Raw genomic sequence first — 21,854 nt, 5'->3', positions numbered from 1 at the left:
TCGATCGTAGCGGTGAATCGGACCTTTCCCCCGCGGCAAGGCATCAAGCGCTTGACACCACGAACGTTAAGCGCTTGACGTAACCCCTGCACCAGTGCCAGAATTTCTCTGAATGCTTTAGCGCCCTGCCTGCGCAGGCCCCAATGACGTGGAGATGAACATGGACCCCAACACCATGACCCGTGAACGCAAGAAGATCATCCTGGATTGCGATCCCGGCCATGACGATGCCGTAGCCCTGCTGTTGGCTCACGGCAACCCGGACATCGAGCTGCTGGCCGTCACTACGGTGGTTGGCAACCAGACCCTCGAAAAGGTCACCCGCAACGCCCTGTCGGTAGGCACCATCGCCGGCATCACAGGCGTTCCCTTTGCCGCCGGCTGCGACCGTCCCCTGGTCCGGTCCATCGAAACTGCGCCGGACATCCACGGCGAAACCGGCATGGACGGCCCCGAACAGCCCCAGTCCACGATCGAGCTCGACCCGCGCCACGCCGTCGACCTCATCATTGAGACGATCATGGCGCACGAACCGGGCACCGTGACCCTGGTCCCCACCGCGGGACTCACGAACATCGCCATGGCGGCCCGCAAGGAACCGCGCATCGTTGAACGCGTCAAGGAAGTGGTCCTCATGGGCGGCGGCTACCATGTAGGAAATTGGAGCGCGGTGGCCGAATTCAACATCATCATCGACCCCGAAGCCGCCCACATCGTGTTCAACGAAAAATGGCCCGTGGTCATGGTCGGCCTGGACCTCACGCACCAGGCGCTGGCCACTCCGGAGGTTGTCGAGAAGATCGCTGCCGTGGGCACCAAGCCTGCCAAATTCGTGATGGAACTGATGGAGTTCTTCACCAAGACCTACAAGGACGCCCAAGGTTTCGACTATCCACCGGTCCACGATCCCTGCGCCGTGGCCTACGTGATCGATCCGAGCGTCGTGAGCACCCGCAAGGTACCCGTCGACATCGAACTGCAGGGCAAGCTCACCCTCGGCATGACCGTGGCCGATTTCCGCGCCCCCGCACCCGCTGACTGCAACACTTCCGTCGCGGTCGACCTCGACCACGAGAAGTTCTGGAACCTCGTCACGGACGCGCTGGTCCGCATCGGCGAACCCGGCAATGCGGCCGCCGCCGTCGAACCGCACGCTCCCGCCGCCGTCGAACCGCACGAGCCCGCCATCGCCGGAGCCGGCAGCATCGCAGGAGAGGCCAAGTAAATGACCACCCTTATCAACGAAACCAAGACCAGCCGCGGCAACGTCACGGCCCTCATGGTCGCCTTGCTGGCCGCCTGCGTGGCCTTCCAGCTCAACGCTTCAATGCTCAGCCCCGCCCTGGTCACCATGGGCAACGAGCTCCACACGGACCAGGCCGTCATCGGCCTCTCCCAAACCTGGTTCTTCACCGCCGCGGCGTTGTTTTCGCTCTTCCTGCCGCGGCTCAGCGACATCGTGGGACGCAAGAAGATCCTGCTCGGGATGATGCTCCTGATGGCCGTTGGCTCGGTCATCGCGGCCATGGCCCCGGATGTCACGTGGCTCTTCGTGGGCCGCATCATCCAGGGCGTCAGCGGACCCACCGTCCCGTTGTGCCTCATCATGCTGCGCTCCGCGGTCAACAACCCGCGCAAATACGGGGCCTTGATGGGACTCATCACCGCAGTCAATGGCGGAGTGGCCGGCGTCGACTCCTTCGTGGGCGGCTACTTCGCCGAGCACTTCGGCTTCCGCAGCATCTTCTGGCTCATGGTTGGCCTGGCAGTCGTGGCCACGGCACTGATCGCCCTCTTGGCCGGCGAAAGCAAGCCTGCGGCCGGCACCACCATGGACTGGCTCGGCGTGTTCTTCATCGTGATCGCGGTGGGCGCGCTCCTGACGGCCCTCAATGAGGGCTCCAAGCTGGTTGGCGCATTCTCGTCCGGCACCCTGATGCTGGCCATCGGGCTGATTGTGGTCGCCGTCGTCGCGTTCGCGGCTTTCTGGACGGTGGAAAAGCGCTCCAAGGCGCCGATGGTGGAAACCATCCACCTTCGCCAGCGCTCCACCTGGGCACCGCTCCTGACCACCACCCTCGCCATGACCGGTATCTTCGCCGTCATCAACGGCATCGTTCCCGCCTACGTCCAGGCCGCCGCACCGGGATTCGGAGTTGGCCCCACCGAGATGTCCCTCATGATCCTCACCCCGTATGCCCTCCTCGGCTGGGTATTCGGTCCCATCACGGGCCGGCTCGCCCCCGTCCTCGGCTACACCAAGGTCCTGCGCATCGGCATGGTAGGCAGCATCGCGGCCCTGGCCATCATCGCCTTCTTCGGCCTCAGCAGCCTGCCGCTCATGATCGCCGGAACGGCCTTGCTCGGCATTATGTACGCCGGTACGGTCAACATCATGCTCAACGGACTCGGCGTTGTCCTCTCCCCCGCAGGAAACCCCGGATTCCTGCCCGGCATGAACGCCGGCGCATTCAACCTCGGCGCCGGCCTGAGCTTCCTGGTGCTTCCAGCCGTCCTTGTGGCGACCTCCGCCCTCGGCGACGCCAAATCCTCCTACTTGACGGTCGTCGTCGTCGGTCTGGCCATCACGGTTGCCGCCTTCGCGGCGTCGCTGCTCATTCCCAAGCCCCTCGAAGCCGAGGTTGAAAAGTGACCCGCCGGATCGTCGTCGTCGGGTCCTTGAATGCGGACCTGACCATCTATTGCGAGCGGCTCCCGCTTCCGGGCGAGACCGTCCACGGCAACGGCTTTGCGGTCAATCCCGGTGGCAAGAGCGCCAACCAGGCCGTCGCAGCGAGCAGATTGGGCGGTACGGTGAGCCTGATCGGCGCGGTCGGAAATGACCCGAACGGCACCATGCTCCTCGATTCGACGGAAGGAGCGGGCGTGGATGTTTCCCGGGTCCGCCGTTCCTCGGACGTGGCTACGGGCGTCGCGGTCATTGCGGTGGACGCTCACGGCGAGAACAACATCATCATTTCGGCCGGGGCCAATGGGACGCTCGCCCCCGCAGACATTTCCGCGGACGTCTTCGACGACGCCGCGGTGCTCTGCCTTTGCCTGGAGGTCGGCCTGGAGACCGTAGAGGCGGCTGCCAAAACAGCGCACGACGCCGGTGCGACGGTTTTGTTGAACCTCTCGCCTTACGCCGAAATCCCGCAGAGCTTGGCCGCCTTGAGCGACGTCCTGCTGGTCAACGCCCACGAGGCTTCGATGTTCCTTGGCGAGGCCGAGATGCCCCACCCCGGCGCGCATGCAAGCGCTTGGGAACCGGTCCGGAGCCAGTTCGCCGAGCGCGGTTTGGAGCGGGTCCTGGTTACCCTCGGCTCACATGGCTCGGTGGTGTTGGATTCGCTCGCCGTTCCGGGGGAACAAATCTCCCGGATCGCACCCACCAAGGTCAACGCCGTCGATACCACCGGCGCGGGGGACGCTTTCACCGGCGCCGTTGCCGCCCGCCTTGCCGCAGGCGAAACCCTGGCCGAGGCTGCGGCGTTCGCTTCGGTTGCCGCGGCGCTCGCCACCACCAAGAAGGGCACTCAAGCCGCCTACCCTGGCGCCGGGGAAGTCCTGGAGCACTTGCGGATTTCCTGACTCAGCTTGCCTCAACTTCCTACCTGTTTTCGGGATCCGGACCGCGGAATCCCGGCAGCCACGGCCGCGATTCCGGGCATAAACGGTAGGAAGTTGAGGCACTTTTACCCCGCCATCAGCGACTTTACAAATTCTGTAATTTTGACTAGCCAAGTCGGGGTCACATCCCCCATGCTTGCTCCATGTACTCAGCGTCGAGCCCATACCGCATCATCACCGTCTGCACGGGAAACATCTGCCGCTCACCCATGGCGGCGCTGATGTTGACCGAAGCGTTCGACGCCGGAGGGCTGGGCGGAGCGGTTGTTGTGGACTCCGCGGGAACCACGTCATACGAGGCCGGGCACCCCATCGATCCGCGCGCCGCCCGTGTCCTGTCGGCCCACAGCATCCCTTCCGAGAAGCACATAGCCAGGAGCTGGCGGCAGGAGTGGTTCCGTGAGCGGGACCTGATCCTGGCCCTCGACGTAGACCACTATGGCTGGCTCCATGAGGCTGCCCCGGACTCGGAAACGCTCGCCAAAATCAGGATGCTTCGCAGCTTCGACCCCTCCGTGGCGCGCCGGAGCACTTTGGACCTCGGCATCGAGGACCCTTGGTACGGCGGCCACCACGATTTCGACGTCACGTGGACCCTCATCATGGCTGCGGTCCCCGGGATCGTCGCCCACACCCGGGCTGCCCTCGCTGCTGCGCACCAGGGGCAGGACTACGGCCCACAGCAGGTACGCTCTATTTCATGACCCCAGCACCCGTGATCATCGCCATCGATGGCCGCTCCGGCGCGGGAAAGACCACCCTCGCCGTCGAGCTTGCCGCCCGACTCCGCATGCATCACAAGGTGTCGCTGTTCCATCTTGAGGACATTTATCCGGGGTGGAACGGACTCGCCGCCGGCATCGAGCGCTACGTCACCACTGTCCTGGCACCGCTGCGCAAAGGTGACGCCGCCGAGTGGGTCAGCTGGGACTGGGAAAAGCACTACGACGGTCGCAGCAATGTGACCCTGCCCGCCGAAATCGTCATCGTGGAGGGCGTCGGGGCCGCGGCCAGCGACGCCCGGCCCATGCTGGACGCCGTGGTCTGGGTGGACGCTCCCGACGACGAACGCAGGCACCGTGCAATGGCCCGGGACGGCAGCAGCTACGAGCCGTTCTGGGATGGCTGGGCGGCGCAGGAAGACAAATGGCTGGAGACGGACGATGTCCCGGGCCACACCGATATCAGGGTGCTGAACCGTGCCGACGGCAATGCCCCGGATGACGTCCTGCAGGCGCTGAACTATCTCCCTTCGCTCTCCCCGGTGCTGTCCCCCGAGCTCTCGGCACGCCGCGGCTTACAGCTCAAGGCCGAACGGATCGCTGCCGCGCCGGACCCGGCGGCCCTGTTCCAAGCGCTCTACGCCACGTCCGCCAACGCCGTTTGGCTCGATTCTTCCAATGCCGCTGTTGCCAGCGGCGCGGCTGCCGAGCGCAGCCGCTTCAGCATCCTGGCGGACGACGGCGGCTCGTTCGGCCAGTCGGTCATGCACAGTTCCGGGGCCACCAGGCTCAGCATCGGATGCGCCACGGTGGAGACTACCGGCCCCTTCTTCCGTTGGCTGGACACCGTGTGGGGCAGGAAGGCCGTGAGGCCACCAGCCGGCTATGACTGCGAATTCACGCTCGGCTGGCTGGGCTACCTCGGCTATGAACTGAAACGGGAGACCGGTGGCAGCGACGTCCGGGCCGGCACTCCGGATGCGGCGTTGCTCTTCGCGGGCCGGGCCGTGGTCCTCGACCACCGTGACGCCGCGGTCTGGCTGCTCGCCGTTGAAGCCCCCGACGCCGATGATTGGCTCGGGCGCGCGCGGGGGGCCGTGCAATCCGCGGCCCCGGTAGCCCAAGCAGCCGGCGCACCCCAAGCAAGCGGCGGCCCGGCGCACCCGGCCGGGGACCCCGGCGTCGGGCATCAAACGCTTGAGTTCTCCAGCCGCGACACCGAGGACGAATACAAGGGCAAGATCGCCATCGCCCAGGAGCAGATCGCCGAAGGCAATACCTACGAAGTCTGCCTGACCACCACAGTGACTGCTACGGATCCCGGTCTGGATCCATGGGAGAGCTACCTTGCGCTGCGCAAGCGCAACCCCGCGCCGTTCGCGAGCTACTTGCGGTTCGGCGAGCTGACGGTCGCCAGTACCTCGCCGGAACGCTTCCTGCGGATCACCTCCGACGGCGGCATGAAGGCTGAGCCGATCAAGGGCACCAGGGGCCGTGCGGCGGATCCCGGAATCGACGAAGCCCTGCGGCGCGGCCTTGAATCTTCGCTCAAGGACCGCGCCGAGAACATCATGATCGTGGATTTGCTCCGCAACGACCTCAGCCATTTCGCGGTGCCCGGATCGATGACCGTCAGCCGCTTGTGCGCGGTGGAAAGCTACGCCACGGTGCATCAGATGGTGAGCACTATCGACGCGCGGCTACGGCCGGGGGCGCCGCGGGCCGAGGCCGTTGCGGCTGCCTTCCCGGCAGGATCCATGACGGGCGCTCCGAAGATCAGCACCATGGGCATCCTTGACGGGCTGGAGTCCGGCCCGCGTGGGGTCTACTCCGGCGCGATCGGCTACTTCTCGCTCAACGCGGCGGCTGATCTCGCCGTCGTGATCCGGACTTTGGTGATGAGCTCAGACGGCGACGGCGGCCGCACGCTCAGTCTCGGCGTCGGGGGCGCGATCACGGCGGACTCCAATGCCGGCGAGGAATACGAGGAGGTCCGGACCAAGGCCTTCGGCGTGCTCTCGGCCCTAGGGGCGGAGTTCCCCGAAGGGTAAGCGGTCAGTCGTGCTCTTCGGTGCGTGCGCGGGCCGTTCGCGCGTCGTTACGGGTGATCGCGTAGTAAATGGTGCTGGCCAGGATCGCCCCTACGAACCATGAATACGGGCCCAGGCCCGAGCCTCCCGGGAGGAAGGTCTGCAGGGCCGGGACCAGCGCCAGGACACCCGCGACGACGGCGGCCGGAACCAGGGCGGCGATCGCTTTGAGGTTCCAGCCCTTGGTGTAGAAGTAGAGGCCCTTTTCGTCTTCGTGGTACAGGTCCGACACCTTGCAGCGCTGGTGCCGGATGCGGAAGAAGTCCGTGAAGATGACCCCGAACAGCGGACCAAGGAGCGCCCCCAGGCCACCCAGGAAGTACACGATCACCACCGGGCTGCTGAAGAGGTTCCACGGCAGGATCACGATTGCCATGACCGCGCTGATGAGGCCGCCGCGGCGGAAGTCGATGCGGTGCGGGGCCACGTTGGCGAGGTCGTAGGAGGCCGAAACGAAATTGGCGACCACGTTGATGCCGATCGTCGCCACCACGAACGTGACCGCAGCGATGATGGTGATCCACGGATTGTTGATGGCCTGAACGATCGCCACGGGATCCGTGATGACCTTGAACATGTCTTGTCCGCGGTATTGCTCTGCCGTGAAGTAGGACGCTGCGCCCGCTGTGACCACCACTGTCACCAGGGCGAAGGCGATGAAGTTCACGGGCAGGCCCCAGAAGTTGCCGCGCAGAATGGTCTTGCGATCCGGTGAGAACCTGGAGAAATCGCAGAAATTCAGGAGCAACGCCGCGAAATAGGTGACCGTCAAGGCGATTGCCGAGAAGAACTGTGTCCAGGCTGCCGGGCCATCCAAGGGCGCGACGCCGGGGATCGAGAGGCTGAATTTGTCGCCCGCTTGCGTCAGGATGTAGATCGCGAGCGCGAACATGGCAACCCAAATGGCAGGACCTGCCCAGTCCTGGAATTTCCGGACCGTCTCCATCCCCCGGCGGATGACCAGCAACTGGACCGCCCACAGGACCAGGAAGGCGCCCCAACCGAGCGGCGTCAGGCCAAGGATGTGAGGCACATCGGGACCGTCAAGCGGGGTCAGCCGGGGCCACACCGAGAACAGCAGCACCAGCACAGCTTCGGAGGCGAGCCAGGTCTGGATCCCGTACCACGCAATGGCGATCAAAGCCCGGATCAGGGCGGCCAGGTTGGCGCCGAAGAGGCCGAAGGACATGCGCGCCAGGACGGGGTATGGGACACCGGTCTTCTGCCCGGCTGTCCCGGCGAAATTCATGAGGAAGTAGACCAAGGTGATGCCAAGGACCAAAGCCAGGAAGACTTGCCAGCCCACCAGCCCGGTGATGAAGAGACCGGCCGCGAAGGTGTAACCGGCAATGCTGTGGACGTCGCACATCCACAGGGCGAAGAGGCTGCGTACCCGCCAGTTCCTTTGCCGGGCCGGCGCCAGGTCGGCGTTCCACAGCCTATCGCTGACCAATCGTCCCTCGGCCAGGATCCGGACCTTCTCAGGATATTCGTCGCCCGGATCGCTCGGTGATTGCACCGCTGGGGACTGGTTCTTCCGCGTCATGATGCCTCCGAACAACGCTTCCAAACATGCTTGGAATTACAGAATCGCCCCATTGCCGCTAGAAGGAAAGCCCCGTATCCTGCGGGCACAGTTTGGCTCCGCAGGCTACGGACATTTGAGTCTGATCCGAATCGTGCAGCTTCTATTGGAGCCTGCGGGGTCGTTTGATGGCCCAGAGGACGATCCCGAGTGCGAGGAGTCCCAGTGCGGCTGTGATCAGGCCGACGCGTTCGAACCCTGTGGCGGCAAGGTCCTGACGCCGTTGGTCCGCTGTCGACGCAACCGCAGCGGTGGAACTGGACTTGCTAGGGTCCGGCGTGGTTTCCGAGGCCGGTGATGCGGTGTGGTCTGCGGGGTTCGTGACGCTGCTTCCCGGGGCGGTTCCCGGGGCAGGTGGCGTTCCCGGGGCAGGTGGCGGGGTCGTAGCAGGTGGTGTGGGGTTCTTTGCCGGGTCCGGGGTAAGTGTGGCCGCGCCGGTGAGGGTGCAGCCCTGCCCGGTCAGCTCGAGTTTGGAACCCGAGGTCAGGCAGGCCGTGACGGTGTTTATTTGCTGACCGTAGGCACGGCCCTTCACGGCTGTAACGGTTCCATCGTTGGCCACTTCACAGGGATTGTTCTCGGTGCATTGTTCGCCGTCACGATTGTGCGTGTTGTTGATTCCCATGACGGTGAGACCGTCAGGGGCGAGCAGTGCCGAGCCGGAAGTTCCGGGGTACGGGTTGCAGTCCTTGCCGGGGGCGTAGCGGATCGAGTCGTTTTGTTCGTAGCCGCCTTCTCGCAGCTTTGTCACCACGGCCTCGGCTGTGCAGGCGAATCGCCGGCTGGTGTAGGCGATGGTCAGTGAGTCGCCTGCACGTGCGGGTGTGGAGCTGAGTTCGAAGACTTTCGCGTTCTCCTGGGCTAGTTGTGCGTAGCTTTTGTCCAGCCGGTAGAGCGCGACGTCCGTGCCTGTCATGGTTGCGTAGATCAGGCGGTTGGCCCGTGCCGTGGCTTGCGGGTAGCCTTGCGGGTTGGCAACAGGGACGTCGAAGTCGGCGGGTTGGTCCGTCAATGCTTTCCCTGGGGCGGGCCGGTCTCCTTTCACGCAGTGGCCGTTAGTGAGCATCATTGCTGGATCCTCCGGACGGGACGCTGGACCCCGCACAACCGAGCCCGCGCAACCAGGCAATTCCGCGGCACCCTCAACGTTGGGTGCCGGGTCATCGGCCGGGACATTAGTGCCGGTAATGATTCCGTTGATCCAAGCAGCGTGTTTGCTGACGTCGGTATACAGCACGGGTGTGTTATCCCCGCCCGGGCCGCTGAGGACACCGGCCACAACCCACTGGTCGCCCTCCTGGACCAGTGCCGGTCCGCCCGAGTCCATGTTGGTTGCCGCGACGCTTCCATCGAGGGCGCCTACGCATAATTCTCCGGGCGCAGCTTTCGAACAGGCTGAACGTGGTTGAATGGCGGTGTCGGCTTCCCTCAGCCGTGAAGGAAAGCACGAGGCGTTGTTACTGTCATCGCAGGTCATGCCCCAGCCCAGGATACGGGTAGACGTATTCTCTGCTGGTGTGTTGGACGCGATCTTCACGGGTTGTGCTTTCACAGGGGTGCTCAGATGGAGCAAGGCCAGGTCCCGGCCCCAAAGACCGCCCTTTTCGATCGCCAGCCGATAGAAGTGATCCACCTCGGCGACTTCCCCGCCCGAAGTGGTGTCTGCTGACCCGACCCGTACTTTCCAGCCTTGCGGGATACCGGCCTTGGACATGGTGGGGTTCTTGCCGGCGCAGTGACTGGCGGTCAGTACCCACTGCGGCGCGAGGACCATCACCCCGCACCCATGCCCGTCCGCCCGGGGAGGAGCGGGATACGCTGGCTGGAACGAACCCATGAACGGATACTTCTGGGTCGATTCAGAACCCCCCTTGAGCGCCGTCGCCGGGGAAACTCCCGTCAAAACGGCAAGGAGCCCGAGCAAGACAAGCACCACTAGAGAACGAATTCGCCATATACGCTGCGGGGTGTGGAATCGATTTCCGTGGCTGGCGTTCGCAGCAGGCTTAGTTGCTTCCGGAGCCCGCGCGTGCTCTTCGCGATAGGCTGAATCGTCTCTAACGGCCCCGGCCTCGTTCGGCCACCATCGTTTCAAGGCCTGATTGTTTCTTCGGGTCATGGTGTTCTCTTCTTCCGATAGTGAGAGCTCCAGCCGGCTGTACTGCGGGCCGGCTACCCCCGCGGATGGCGCACAGCAGTTAGCTAGGGGCATGTCCGACTCGACCAGATGCGGCGTTAACTTGGCGTAAAAGCCTTGAGGGGTCGCTGCAGAAGAAGGACTTTATTGTTGCGTTTGCGATGGCGTGCAGTATCCGGGGCGCGGAGGCGGACGGACGGCCCGCTCACGTACGCTCAGGAACCCAGGTTCAACATCTCGACAAAGCGATCGATCATCATGTGTTGCCCTTTGATCTGGGAGATCATCTCCGGGCTGGCGATTTCGCCGTCGGGCAGTTGTCCCGAACCACCCGAGGGCCCCAAGGGAAGGATGATGACCGGCCGCGACGGCGTATAGGCGTCCAAGCCGGCGGAGCCGTCCAATTGGGCCTGGATGTTCTTGGCAACCACCGCAGCCTCGCGTCCAGCGACGCCGGCCTTATTCACGTCGATCGCCGAGATGTCGCCCAGGGCATAGACATTCTCGAAGCCCGCCACCCGGAGTTCGGGCGTGACTTGCAGATAGCCGTCGGCGGTCCGGGCGGCGAGCAGCTCCCCTGCAACATAGTCGGTCTGCGGGGCTATCCCGTAGCAGCGGAACCAGATGTCCGCCTCTATGGCAGTGCCACCTGCGGTGTTGACCGTGAATGTCGCGAATTCCCCGGCGGGAACCGAAGGCAACTGCACCAAGGGGCTGCCCATGATTCGCCGGATGCCGATGCCGTCCAGCTGCCGATTGACCTCGGCGCGCAGCCGTGGATCGTATGGTCCGGGAAGGATGTCCGGGGCCAGATCCACCAGCACCACGTCCTTGTCCGGCCATGCGGCGGCAATCTCGCCGGCAAATTCAAGGCCCACCGCCCCGGCGCCCAGGAGCATGACCCTGCTGGCACGCTTGAGGTCATCATGTGCGGCTTGGTAGCGCGCGATGGCATCGGTCGTGACCATACGATCGCTCTTGGCCGGGAACGGATAGCTTGAGCCGCTTGCCAAGACGATGTAATCGGGCGTCAGCCGGGTTCCGGAAGCCAGCTCGACGGTGTGTCCATCCACCCTCACGGCACGGTCCCGGAGCACGGTGCCGTGCACTAGAAGGCGGTCATACGGCAAAAACATTCGCGGCAGGAAATCGGGTTGGACGACGGAGCGCAGCGCCGCGATATTGTGCACGAAGGCGTCCTTTGGCTCCACCAAGGTGACGGCCGCCTGTGCGTCGAGTGCTTTGGCTACGGCGATACCACCGTAGCCTCCACCGACAATTACTACAGAGGCGTTCGAAGCGTGGTCATTCATGGCAACTCCTTTGGATCGAATGGGCCGAAGAAGCTCACGCTGCCCGGCTCCGCGCCGCGCAGATCGTTTATGAATGACAACGATTCCTAAGGACCGATAATTTCCTCAGTGATAGGATTTCTCGATGAGTCCGTCAGCAGCAGGCAAGCAACTGGGTTTCCTCCTGGCGCGCCACGGGCGCATCATGAACACCCGCCTCCGCCAGGCGCTGGACTCCTCCGGACTCAGCCCAAGGCATGCGGTCCTCCTGTGCCGACTTGACGAGTCCGGTCCCATCAGCCAGCAAGGCCTCATCGATATCCTCTCGATCGACGCCAGCGCCCTCGTGGCCGTCTTGAACGATCTCGAACGCCGAGGGCTGGCCGACCGTCGCCGGGACCCTGCAGACCGCCGTCGGCATTTCGTTGAAATCACTGCGGAAGGCAAGCGCGCCGTCGCTTCGATCGAGATTGCCGTGGCCGACGTCGAACGGGAAGCCTTCGCTGGATTCTCCGCCGAGGAGATCCGGCAGCTTCATGGGCTCCTCTCGCGGATCCACGCCGAACCCGCGGACGAAGCCTGCGCCGAGGACTGAGCCTTATTGCAGGGTGGCCGTCAACCGCGCCACGTTGTCCACGTATTTGGCGAGCATCGGCCGGCCCAGCCAATCGTTCAACGTCAGCTCTTGGCACATGGCCCTGTACGCCGACTCCACCGAACGCATGCTGTCCACCGCCTCAGCACCCAGCAACATCACGGACACCTCCATGTTGAGCGAGAAGGAGCGCATGTCCATGTTGCTGGAGCCGAGCACCGCCACTTCCTCATCGATCGTGAAGTGCTTCGCGTGCAGCACGTACGGTGCGCGGTAGAGATAGATCCGCACCCCGGCCTCCAGGAGCGCTTCGTAATAGGAGCGCTGTGCGTGGTGGACCAGGAACTGATCGCCCTTCTCGGAGACGAAAAGCTCCACGTCGACGCCACGCTGTGCCGCCGTCGTAATGGCGTACAACAGCGAATCGTCGGGCACGAAGTACGGACTGCAGATCGAGATGCGGTGCTGAGCCGAGTAGATCAGTGTATTGAACAGACGCAGGTTGTTCTCCGTGACAAACCCCGGACCGCTCGGGACCACCTGGGCCGTGATCGGCCCCGCGGTGGCCCTGTCGGAGACCTGCAACTGGTATTCGAGAGACTCATCGGTCTCGCTCAGCCAGTCGGTGGCGAAGACGACGTTGAGGGTGGCAACGATCGGCCCCTCCATACGGACCATGAGTTCCACCCACTTGCGGCCGGCGCGTCGGTGCTTGGGGTTGTTGTAGGAGGGCTCGATCAGGTTCTGGGAGCCGGTGAACGCGATTTCGCCGTCGATCACCAGGATCTTCCGGTGGTTCCGCAGATCCGGGCGGCGCCACTGGCCGTGGATCGGCAGCAAAGGCAACATGCGGCGCCACTGGATCCCGCCGCGCTTCAGCCTGCGGACCAGCCGTCGGTAACCGGGGATCCGCAACGTGCCGATGTGATCGAACAGGAGCCGGACGTCGACACCCCGGTCGGCAGCGTTTTCCAACTCAGTGAGGAGCTCGTCGGTGACCGAATCACTGCTCATGATGTAAAACTCCGCATTGACGAAGCTCTTGGCCCCCCGAACCGCTTCCGCCATGGCCTTGAGCGATTCCTCATAGCCGGCGATCAACTCCGCAGAGTTGCCGTCCACCATCGGCAGGGAGCCGAGGCGCCGGTTCAGTTCAGCGGCCGACGTCACCCATTCGGGACCGGAGTAGGTGCTGACGACGTCGGCGAGCGCCGACGTGCCGGCACGCACCCGTTCGTTGACTTGCTCCTGCTGTTCACGACGACGGCGGGACAACCGGAAATTGCCGAACAGCAGGAACAAGACGAAGCCCACTGACGGGACGAGGAAGACGGCCAGGAGCCAGGCCATGGCCGTGGTGGGACGGCGGTTTCCCGGGATGACGCCCAGCAGCACAATGCGCAAGATGATCTCGAAAATGGCCCACGCGGTGAGGAGCCAGGTCCACTCCACCCCGAACGGAAAAGGAAACGGCACTCGACAACCCCCCAGTCAAAGAACTAGTCAAAGAAGTAACAGTCAGCCCAGCCTATCTGGCGCACCGCTCCCGACCGCTCGTCCTGACCATCCCTCTGGGGGCCACACTAAGCTGGAAGCATGACTCTTCCTGCCTCGACAATCCTCGTCTTCCTGGATCCAGCGTTCGAAAACGGCCGCATCGCCGATTCCAGCCAGCCGCAACTCATGGCAACCGACCTGGGCGCCACCCGGGGTGACGGCGTCTTCGAGTCGCTCCTCGCCGTCGGGGGCCGGGCACGGAAAGTTCAAGCGCACCTGAACCGGCTTGAGAGTTCGGCTCGCGCCCTGGACCTCAACATTCCCGAGCAGGACGTCTGGCGCCGCGCGATCGACACGGCCATCAAGGAATTCCGCGACGCCTTCCCGGCGCCAAGCCCCGCCGAGGACGAGGTCGTCGTCAAGCTCTTGGTGACGCGCGGAGTGGAAGGCGCTTCGGCTCCCACGTGCTGGATCCAGGCTTCGCCGTCCCCCGCGGGCAGCCGCCGGCAGCGCGAGACGGGCATCGACGTCGTACTCCTTGACCGGGGCTTCGACACGGAGGCGGGCGACCGCGCCCCCTGGCTGCTGCTCGGAGCCAAAACGCTCTCCTACGCGGTGAACATGGCCGCGCTGCGGTACGCACACAAGCAGGGCGCCGACGACGCCATCTTCACCTCCACCGACGGACGCGTCCTGGAGGGCCCGACGTCGACCGTGTTGCTGGCGCATGTTGAAACGGTCGACGACGGCACCGGCTCCGTGCGCTCGGTCAAGCGCCTCATCACTCCGCAACTGGACAGCGGCATCCTCCCGGGAACGTCCCAAGACGCTCTTTTCACGAAAGCGAAGGCGGCGGGCTGGGAGCTTGGCTACGGCCCACTGGTCCCGGAGGACCTGTTCGACGCCGACGCCGTGTGGCTGATCTCGAGCATCCGGCTCATCGCTCCGGTCAACCACGTTGACGGCAGGGAGATCGGCACCCCGGCAATGCGTAAGCAGCTCACCGCCGAGCTTAACGAGTTGTTCGCGGGGATTGAGTAGGGCTTTGCCGGCGGTCCTGGCTGAGTAGCTGCTCCCGCAGGATGTCAGCGTGCCCGCAGTGCTGTGCAAGCTCGCGCAGCATGTGAAGGTACACCCAGCGTAGCGGGAGCGGTCCGCGTCGGTTGCCGTTGAGCAAGTCGTCGAGTCCCAAGGATGAGGTCGCGTGCTTCACCAAGCCCAGCAGGGTGGTCCGGGACGGCACCAATGACCGGCGGACCTGTTCCTCAGTCAACCCGTTCAAAGAGTCATTGAGCGCACGGCGGTGCTCGTCAATGAATGCCTCGAACTGGATCCTGATAGGCCGATTGATGACGTCCTCGGCAAACGTCACAGGAAGAGAAGACACGCGTGGAGTATGCCAAGTCTCTCGGCCGGCGGCAATCCGCCAAAGTCTATTGTGCCGCCGTCGCCGCGGTAGTTAACTAGTTTCCGTGAACCTTGTTGGGGAAAGGTGATCTGCCTTTCGGCCCAGCGGGCACCTGATTTCACGGTGCCGTGGAATCAGCAAGTCGATGGAAGGCATCATTGTGAGTGCAGTTTCTTCGTCCCAGAATTTCAATCACGGTTTTCCCACGCCCGGTCCCCAGGATCCCTCACCCCAGAAGGTGATGGATCATGTCTTCTTCGTCTCCGAGGGAGAATGGAAAAAAGTCCGCGAAGAAGAACAATTCGACCACATAGTCATCGGCAGCGGGTTCTGCGCCTACGCCTTTGCTGAGCGGACACTGACGGTCAATCCGCACGCACGGATCCTGATCATTGAACGGGGTCCCTTTTTCTTGCCGCAGCATTTCCAGAACCTGCCGTTGCCGTACAAGGAGACGCTGGGAGGGCTCTCGGAGACCTTCCCCTGGACCTTGGCGGCTGCCACGGCCAACCAGCCGCCAGGCAAGATTTCCTGGCAGCACGGCATGGTCCCTTTCTACGGCGGACGCAGCATCATGTGGAGCGCGTGGTGCCCCCGCCCCGAGGAAGATGAAATGCGGGGCTGGCCGCGGGCGGTGATGGACGCCGCCAAGTCGCACTTCACGTCGGCGGAAGATCTGCTCAACGTGGTTTCGGCGGACCAGATCGACGTCGGACGGTCGGCCGATGTCGTCGATCTCATTAACGACACCCGGCCCGTCTACGGAATCATGCAGAAAGCCCTCCAGGAACGGCTCGGGGCAGGCCTGCATAAGATCGATTCCGCCACCCGCAGCATGCCGGCCCCGCTCGCTGTGGCAACGGGCGCACGCTCAGGTGTGGACTTCGCGAAGTTCTCCACGCCAGCGGTCCTTCTGGAATTGTCGGACCGGCAGGCGGCGCTCGAGGCCCAAGGCAAGGGCGCGGCTCTTCGCGTGGTCACGGACTGCACGGTGTTGAGTGTGCTCCAGCAGGACGGACGGGCCACCGCGTTGAACACCAACCGCGGAGTGGTAAATGTCGGCGATGCCAACCTGGTCCTGGCCATGGGCACGCTTCCCCCGGCGACCCTGGTTCTCAATTCCTTCCCGCAGGTTCAAGGGGCCGGGGGGCACTTCGCCGCCCACTTCATCACCTCGGTGGTGGCCCGGGTTCCGCGCAAGGATTTTGATTTCAGCGAACAGCTCGGCGAGCTGGAACTGGCGGCCATCTATTTGGCGGGCAAGAGCCCGGCCGGCATGCAGTATCACGTGCAACTCTCGGTCCTCTCGGACCGTTTCCCGGACAAGAACGCCCAGAAGTCCGAACGCTACGCCCCCGACGTCGTCGCCACGGCTTCGCTGGCACAGCTGCGGTCATCGGAGGACTATTTGGTGTTCGTCTGCGCCGTCCTCGGCGAACTGGACGAGAGCAATCCGGAGAACCACTTGCGCTTGTCCGGCAGCGCGGACCCCACTTGCAACGTCACCTTGCAGGTGCTGGCCAACGCCACTGACGACGACACGTGGGACACCATGGACGAGGGAACCTTCCAAATGCTGGAGCGGGTCCTGTCCCCTTCCGGTGCGGAGCGCGTCGAATACTGGCACGGGGATCCCGATGCCGGGAGCTGGGGCGCCGAGCGTCCCGCAATCCCCGAGCGCCGCGTACCGGGATTGGTGCACGAAAGCTCCAGCTTGCCAATCGGCGAAGAGGAGGACGCCGTCGTCGGGACCGACTACCGCCTCAACGGCGTGCAGAACGTCTTCGTCACCGGCGGCAGCCTCTGGCCCACCGGCGGGTCCTGGAACCCCACCATGACCATGGTGGCCCTGGCGCAGGACCTCGCCGAAAGACTAGCGGCCGACGGCGGAACGGCGGCAGCGCCGTGACCTTCGCCCCGGCGCTGGACCCGGCGCTCCTTCCCACCGTTCCGCCCATGAGCGTCGCCGATGTGCTGGACCGGCAGGACGGCGTGTACTGGGTAGTCAAGGACGCGAACTCGGTCTTCCTGTGGGTCAACCAGAACTTCGCGGACCTAGTGAGCATGAGCAAGGCGGAACTGATCGGGCACCAGGACTCGCGCGCGGAACACGTTGCCCACGACAAGGAAGTGATGGCGAGCGGAAAGCCCCTGCTCAACTTCCACGAAACGATCGCCGTCCCCAGCAAAGAAGACGGCATGGTGAATGTGGACATCGTGACCCAAAAAGGGTTGTTGCGCGCCCTGGGCAGCAAGGAAATCATTGGCATCACGGTCTGTTTCTCCCTGAAGGACCCGGTCAATGACTGAATCCGCTGAGGACTGGATCAAACGGCTGGACATGTCCCCCGCTAGTGTGGGCGGCTGGTTCGCGTCCGCCCTGGTAAGCAACGAGGACATAACCGGTTCGGCGTTGCCTCCGCGCTTCGACGTCGATCACCCGCTCTACAGTTCCAACTGGTACCTGCTGCAGACCGGGGAGATTCTCCAGCTGCACACCCTGAAGCAGGACGAGTTGTGGTTCTTCCACTTGGGGACGCCCCTCAGGCTGCATGTCTTCTCGCCGGACAATGGCTATTCCGAACTCGGCTATTCCGAAACCCTGTTCGGTCCCAACCCGGAGGCCGGCGAGACCTTGCAAGGAGTTGCCCCGCATTCCACGTGGTTCGGGGCGGAGTTGGCCGGTCCGGGGTTCGCCTTGGTCAGCTGCAGCCTCTCGCCCGGTTACGAGAGATCGGACTCGGCGAAGCCAACGGAAAAGGACATCGAGTCCCTCGTTTCGAGGTTCCCCGGGCATGCAGCGCTGATCCTGCGCTTGGCGTCCGGATAGAAACGTCTGATGCGCCGGTTCTGGGGCCGGCGCATCAGGCTTCTTCCCCCAACTAACTCGCAGTTGTTGTCGTTCTGAGGGCTCAAAACGACAACAACTGCGAGTCAGTTGGGTTAATGAGGAAGACGCCGCCCATTCCCCCAGAGGGCCCGAGTCCGTAGGGTATCGACATGAGCATCTACATCAGCCCCGACTCTGCTGCATGGTCGCTGACCGCCATGGCGACTGCCGCGTCAGCGGGATCAATCGATGATGCGAACGGCATGTCCAAGCTGGTGCAGGAAATCTACGAAACTGAAGGTTTCGAGGCCCTGTCCGGCGTGGTTTTTGCCTTGGCTCATCACAACAGCCTCTCGCTGCACGCGCTGGCGACAGCCACCGGGATATCCGTCCACGAGTTACTCGAAATCCGGAAGCATCAAGGCTCCACGTTTCATCGCTCCCCCACGGGAGTAGCGCCACGGACTGATGCCCTGCCGCAGCGGCTCCAAGCAAGCCTGGAACAACTGCCCAACCAAACCGAGGCCTAGTCCCCACCACCCACCGGCGTTGCCGCCCGGTTACGGAACATGACGACTGCCGGTAATGCAGGCCGCCGTCATGGATGTTATTTTCTTCTTGAGTAATGAGCACCAGCGCGAAGCCCTGACTTGCTGGTCGGCAACCCTCTCTCCGGCGGGGTGCCTCAGGTGACTACTCGGCGTATCGACACTTTCGAACTGCAAGCGTGACTGAGGAGCACCAATGCCTGAACCCACTGAAGAAAAACTCTCCTACCGTCTCATCACGGGTCCTGATACCAAGGAATTCTGTGAGCGGATCTCTACCGCCCTTGCCGAGGGATACGTGTTGCACGGCAGCCCGGCCGCGACATTCAACGGCACGGACGTGATCGTGGCGCAGGCCATCGTCCTCCCCGCGGCAATCGCCAGCGCGGATGCCGCGGTTGCCAATGCGGTGGACCAGCTTGATGAAGAGTTCGACGGCGAGGGCCACGCATGAGCTACGCCGGCGACCTGAGCCCGCACGACGCCTGGGCCAAACTGGAGCAAGGCGCCATCCTGGTGGACGTCCGCACCGAAGGCGAGTGGGCCCACATCGGCATCCCGGACACCGCGTCTGCGAACAACAAAGGAAACGATCCCCTGTTCATTCAGTGGAACCTTGCCGGCGGGATCCCCAACTCGGGATTTATCGAGCAGCTCAAGCAACAGGCCCCGGAGGCGGATGCCACCGAACTGGTCTTCCTCTGCCGTTCCGGACAGCGATCAATCGCCGCCGCCAGTGCCGCAACACAGGCCGGCTACACCGCCTACAACGTCCTTGAAGGCTTTGAGGGCGAACCGGACCGCTACGGCGAGCGAACCGTGAATGGTTGGAAAAACCGTGGACTTCCTACGAATCTGGGGAAGATCTAAGTGACATTCAATCCTGACGCCGCTGGCTGGAACCCTGAGACCCAGGCAGTCCGCGGCGGCCTTGACCGCACCAATTTCCAGGAGACCTCCGAAGCTGTCTTCCTGAATTCCGGCTTCGTCTACGAATCCGCGGCAGCCGCCGAGCGCGCGTTTACGGGCGAAGACGAGCGCTTCGTCTACTCTCGTTACGGCAACCCCTCGGTTGCAACGTTCCAGGAGCGGCTCCGCCTGCTCGAAGGCACCGAAGCATGCTTCGCGACGGCGTCGGGCATGTCCGCTGTCTTCACCGCGCTTGGTGCGTTGCTGGCCGCCGGTGACCGTGTGGTTGCCGCGCGTTCGCTGTTCGGTTCCTGCTTCGTCATCCTCAACGAGATCCTGCCCCGCTGGGGCGTCGAGACGGTCTTCGTTGACGGACCGGACCTGGATCAGTGGCGCGCCGCGTTGTCCGAACCCACCACCGCAGTGTTTTTCGAGTCGCCGTCGAACCCGATGCAGGAAATCGTGGACATCGCCGCCGTGAGCGAGCTGGCCCACGCCGCGGGCGCTACCGTCGTCGTCGACAATGTCTTTGCCACTCCGCTGCTGCAGCGTTGTGGCGAACTCGGCGCCGACGTGATTGTCTACTCGGGCACCAAACACATCGATGGCCAAGGCCGGGTCCTGGGCGGAGCGATCCTGGGCACCAAGGAGTTCATCGAAGGTCCCGTCAAGCAACTCATGCGACACACAGGACCATCGCTTTCCGCGTTCAACGCCTGGGTGCTGACCAAGGGCCTGGAAACCATGGCGCTGCGAGTAAACCACTCCTCGGCGTCGGCGTTGCGGATCGCAGAATGGCTCGAGGAACAACCGGCCATCAGCTGGGTCAAGTATCCGCTGCTTAAGTCCCACCCCCAGTACGAGCTCGCCGCGAAGCAAATGAAAGCCGGCGGCACGGTCCTGACCTTCGAGCTGCTCCCTTCCGCCGGGCGATCGGCCAAAGAGGCCGCTTTCGCGTTGCTGGACGGACTCGCCATCATCGATATCTCGAACAACCTAGGCGACTCCAAGTCCCTCATCACCCACCCCGCCACCACCACCCACCGCGCCATGGGTCCGGAAGGCCGCGCGGCCATCGGCCTGAGCGACGGCGTCGTGCGGCTTTCAGTGGGGCTGGAGGATGTGGACGACCTCGTCCGGGATCTGGAACGGGCCCTCAAGCAGGTCTAGCTCGGCGCTTCGCGCCAGTCCTGGCGCACCCAGGTGAGGACGGGCTGCGGCTTTGTGTCGCCCTCGTCCTTCTCCGAGCGCATCGTGATCTGAACGGCGTGCTCGACGACGGCGGCCAGTCCGACGGCGTCGGGCGCGCTCCCGTTCTGGCTCCAGCGTTCGGCAACACCCCGCTGCTCGATGGCGCCGTTGCCGCGGCTCAGGATGGCTGCCACGCCGGTTTGGACCAAGTCGAATTCACCCTGTTCGGCGAGCACAGGTTCCAGGTACTCCACCAACGACCAGACGACGTCCGCGGCGGGCTCCGGGCGGAATGTTCCGAAGTCCAGCAGTTCGGTGCACAGTCCAAAATTGCTTGCCTGCCAAGACGCCATCCGTAAAAGAACCGTAGGCACGGCCGCAGGCTCTATTCCGGCATGGTATTCACGTACAGAAGTCTCAACCAAGGCCCTAACCAGCACCGCAATGAGCGCGGCGTCCTCGGCTCGGAGGCAGACATCGGCTACCCGGACCTCCACCGTCGGAACGTGCCTGGACAGCCTGGCATCGAAGTAGACCATCCCCTCGTCCAGCAAGACCCCCGTTTCGATGAGCCTCCTGACAACACGCCGGTAAGAGGCCAAGGAACCGAAGATGGCCGACGGCCCCGACGACGGCCATCGGTTCCACGCCTGCGTCCGGTAGCTCTCAAAACCCGTGGCCAGTCCCCGCCAGTAGGGAGAATTGGCGCTGATCGCGGTGAAGACAGCGAGCTTGTCCCGGATCCGGTCCAGGACCACCACACCTTCTTCGGGGCTCTCGACGGAGGTGTGGACGTGGAATCCGCAGGTGAGCTGTTCGTGTGCCGTGATGCCAAAACGCTCGAGCATGATGGCATACCGGGGATCCGGAGTGGTGTGCAAAGCGGCGTCCACGGGCGAGGTGGCCAACGCGGCAATCCTCGCGCCGTGGCGCCGCGCAGCGTGGCTTGCGAGGCCCCGCGCCCGGCGGATCTGATGCAAGAGCTCGCCGTAGCTGCGGCACGGCCGGGTTTGGGTCTCGATCTGCTCGAGCTTGAGTTCATGGCTGAGGCCGGTCTCGGGGCCCTCGATCTCCTCAGGGCTGAAGCCGGTTCCGGGCTCATCCTGGGCCCGGTCGTTTTCGGCGATGCCCGAAAGGAGCGCGTCGGCAAGCGCGAGCGGCTCGCCGGTCACGGGATCGACAATCAGCAATTCCTCTTCCACACCAAATGTGCGCACGGATCAATTGTGCGCCCTGGCAGCCTTCCGGAAACAGGGGCCGGTTGTTCCCGGACTCCCCACAGATTCTGCTGGATCATTCGGATGGATGAACCTCCGAGGCCCGTGATTCCAGGGTCTACTACCCGAGAAACAGCGAATAATCGCACAAAATCCAACACCGGACCTCGACAGCCGGGTTTGTCCACATGGAGTCATTT

General features: G+C 63.9%; 20 protein-coding genes and 1 riboswitch. Of the genes, 14 read left to right on the top strand and 6 right to left on the bottom strand.

What is annotated here, in order from left to right; genetic code table 11:
* The first annotated feature begins 160 nt into the window (after positions 1-160).
* From uriH to ABD884_RS25050, 5 genes are all read left to right on the top strand, one after another.
* Positions 161-1,225, top strand: coding sequence for a uridine-preferring nucleoside hydrolase UriH (gene uriH, locus ABD884_RS25070; RefSeq protein ID WP_345033263.1), 1,065 nt, complete (start codon positions 161-163; stop codon positions 1,223-1,225).
* Entirely contained in the window at positions 1,226-2,653 is a 1,428-nt protein-coding gene (gene uriT / locus ABD884_RS25065) for a uridine transporter UriT (RefSeq protein ID WP_345033262.1), read from the top strand. It abuts the gene before it with no gap.
* Positions 2,650-3,594, top strand: coding sequence for a ribokinase (locus tag ABD884_RS25060; RefSeq protein ID WP_345054181.1), 945 nt, complete (start codon positions 2,650-2,652; stop codon positions 3,592-3,594). The genes uriT and ABD884_RS25060 overlap by 4 nt, the downstream gene beginning before the upstream one ends.
* Positions 3,595-3,776: 182 nt before the next feature.
* The gene (locus tag ABD884_RS25055) at positions 3,777-4,337 is read left to right on the top strand and encodes a low molecular weight protein-tyrosine-phosphatase (RefSeq protein WP_345054176.1); all 561 of its coding nucleotides are present in this window, start codon (positions 3,777-3,779) and stop codon (positions 4,335-4,337) included.
* Positions 4,334-6,406 (top strand): chorismate-binding protein, encoded by a 2,073-nt coding sequence (locus ABD884_RS25050; protein WP_345054173.1) that lies wholly within the window; start codon positions 4,334-4,336, stop codon positions 6,404-6,406. Before ABD884_RS25055 ends, ABD884_RS25050 begins: the two co-directional genes overlap by 4 nt.
* Positions 6,407-6,410: 4 nt before the next feature.
* On the opposite strand, the gene ABD884_RS25045 is transcribed toward ABD884_RS25050, so the two are convergent.
* The 3 genes from ABD884_RS25045 to ABD884_RS25035 all read right to left on the bottom strand — a co-directional run bounded on the left by ABD884_RS25045 (position 6,411) and on the right by ABD884_RS25035 (position 11,480).
* Positions 6,411-7,991: an NCS1 family nucleobase:cation symporter-1 gene (locus tag ABD884_RS25045; RefSeq protein ID WP_345033261.1), complete on the bottom strand. Its 1,581-nt coding sequence runs from the start codon at positions 7,989-7,991 to the stop codon at positions 6,411-6,413.
* Positions 7,992-8,133: 142 nt separating this feature from the next.
* Complete coding sequence (locus ABD884_RS25040) at positions 8,134-10,149, bottom strand: trypsin-like serine protease (protein ID WP_345054169.1); 2,016 nt, start codon at positions 10,147-10,149, stop codon at positions 8,134-8,136.
* Between the two features lie 233 nt (positions 10,150-10,382).
* On the bottom strand, positions 10,383-11,480 hold the full coding sequence (locus tag ABD884_RS25035; protein ID WP_345033257.1) for an FAD-dependent oxidoreductase: 1,098 nt from the start codon (positions 11,478-11,480) through the stop codon (positions 10,383-10,385).
* A 124-nt stretch (positions 11,481-11,604) separates the two neighbouring features.
* Between ABD884_RS25035 and ABD884_RS25030 the strand changes: the two genes are divergently transcribed.
* Entirely contained in the window at positions 11,605-12,054 is a 450-nt protein-coding gene (locus ABD884_RS25030; protein ID WP_345033256.1) for a MarR family winged helix-turn-helix transcriptional regulator, read from the top strand.
* A gap of 3 nt (positions 12,055-12,057) precedes the next feature.
* On the opposite strand, the gene cls is transcribed toward ABD884_RS25030, so the two are convergent.
* The gene (cls, locus tag ABD884_RS25025) at positions 12,058-13,506 is read right to left on the bottom strand and encodes a cardiolipin synthase (protein ID WP_376955202.1); all 1,449 of its coding nucleotides are present in this window, start codon (positions 13,504-13,506) and stop codon (positions 12,058-12,060) included.
* Positions 13,507-13,650: 144 nt separating this feature from the next.
* Between cls and ABD884_RS25020 the strand changes: the two genes are divergently transcribed.
* Positions 13,651-14,592 (top strand): aminodeoxychorismate lyase, encoded by a 942-nt coding sequence (locus tag ABD884_RS25020; protein WP_345054162.1) that lies wholly within the window; start codon positions 13,651-13,653, stop codon positions 14,590-14,592.
* Here ABD884_RS25020 and ABD884_RS25015 read toward each other — a convergent pair.
* Complete coding sequence (locus ABD884_RS25015; RefSeq protein ID WP_345033253.1) at positions 14,564-14,938, bottom strand: mycothiol transferase; 375 nt, start codon at positions 14,936-14,938, stop codon at positions 14,564-14,566. The two genes, ABD884_RS25020 and ABD884_RS25015, sit on opposite strands and share 29 nt — an antisense overlap.
* Before the next feature lie 166 nt (positions 14,939-15,104).
* Here ABD884_RS25015 and ABD884_RS25010 point away from each other — a divergent pair, with 166 nt between their 5' ends.
* The 7 genes from ABD884_RS25010 to ABD884_RS24980 all read left to right on the top strand — a co-directional run bounded on the left by ABD884_RS25010 (position 15,105) and on the right by ABD884_RS24980 (position 20,416).
* A complete protein-coding gene (locus ABD884_RS25010; protein ID WP_345054159.1) occupies positions 15,105-16,868 on the top strand; it encodes a GMC oxidoreductase in 1,764 nt (587 codons plus the stop codon).
* Positions 16,865-17,269: a PAS domain-containing protein gene (locus ABD884_RS25005; RefSeq protein ID WP_345054155.1), complete on the top strand. Its 405-nt coding sequence runs from the start codon at positions 16,865-16,867 to the stop codon at positions 17,267-17,269. The genes ABD884_RS25010 and ABD884_RS25005 overlap by 4 nt, the downstream gene beginning before the upstream one ends.
* Positions 17,262-17,789 carry a cupin domain-containing protein gene (locus ABD884_RS25000; protein WP_345033245.1) on the top strand — a complete coding sequence of 176 codons (528 nt, stop codon included), beginning with the start codon at positions 17,262-17,264 and terminating at the stop codon, positions 17,787-17,789. The genes ABD884_RS25005 and ABD884_RS25000 overlap by 8 nt, the downstream gene beginning before the upstream one ends.
* A 170-nt stretch (positions 17,790-17,959) precedes the next feature.
* A complete protein-coding gene (locus tag ABD884_RS24995) occupies positions 17,960-18,319 on the top strand; it encodes a hypothetical protein (RefSeq protein WP_345054149.1) in 360 nt (119 codons plus the stop codon).
* Positions 18,320-18,410: 91 nt separating this feature from the next.
* Positions 18,411-18,523: riboswitch (SAM riboswitch) on the top strand.
* Positions 18,524-18,533: 10 nt separating this feature from the next.
* Complete coding sequence (locus ABD884_RS24990) at positions 18,534-18,791, top strand: DUF1737 domain-containing protein (protein ID WP_028267606.1); 258 nt, start codon at positions 18,534-18,536, stop codon at positions 18,789-18,791.
* Entirely contained in the window at positions 18,788-19,207 is a 420-nt protein-coding gene (locus ABD884_RS24985; protein ID WP_345033241.1) for a rhodanese-like domain-containing protein, read from the top strand. The genes ABD884_RS24990 and ABD884_RS24985 overlap by 4 nt, the downstream gene beginning before the upstream one ends.
* Entirely contained in the window at positions 19,208-20,416 is a 1,209-nt protein-coding gene (locus tag ABD884_RS24980) for an O-succinylhomoserine sulfhydrylase (protein ID WP_028267608.1), read from the top strand.
* On the opposite strand, the gene ABD884_RS24975 is transcribed toward ABD884_RS24980, so the two are convergent.
* A complete protein-coding gene (locus tag ABD884_RS24975) occupies positions 20,413-21,654 on the bottom strand; it encodes a glutamate--cysteine ligase 2 (RefSeq protein WP_345054144.1) in 1,242 nt (413 codons plus the stop codon). The genes ABD884_RS24980 and ABD884_RS24975 overlap by 4 nt on opposite strands.
* Between the last annotated feature and the right edge of the window lie 200 nt (positions 21,655-21,854).

The organism is Arthrobacter methylotrophus (genome assembly GCF_039539965.1).
GTDB classification, from domain to species: domain Bacteria; phylum Actinomycetota; class Actinomycetes; order Actinomycetales; family Micrococcaceae; genus Arthrobacter; species Arthrobacter methylotrophus.
This window is presented reverse-complemented; position numbering and strand designations above follow the sequence as displayed.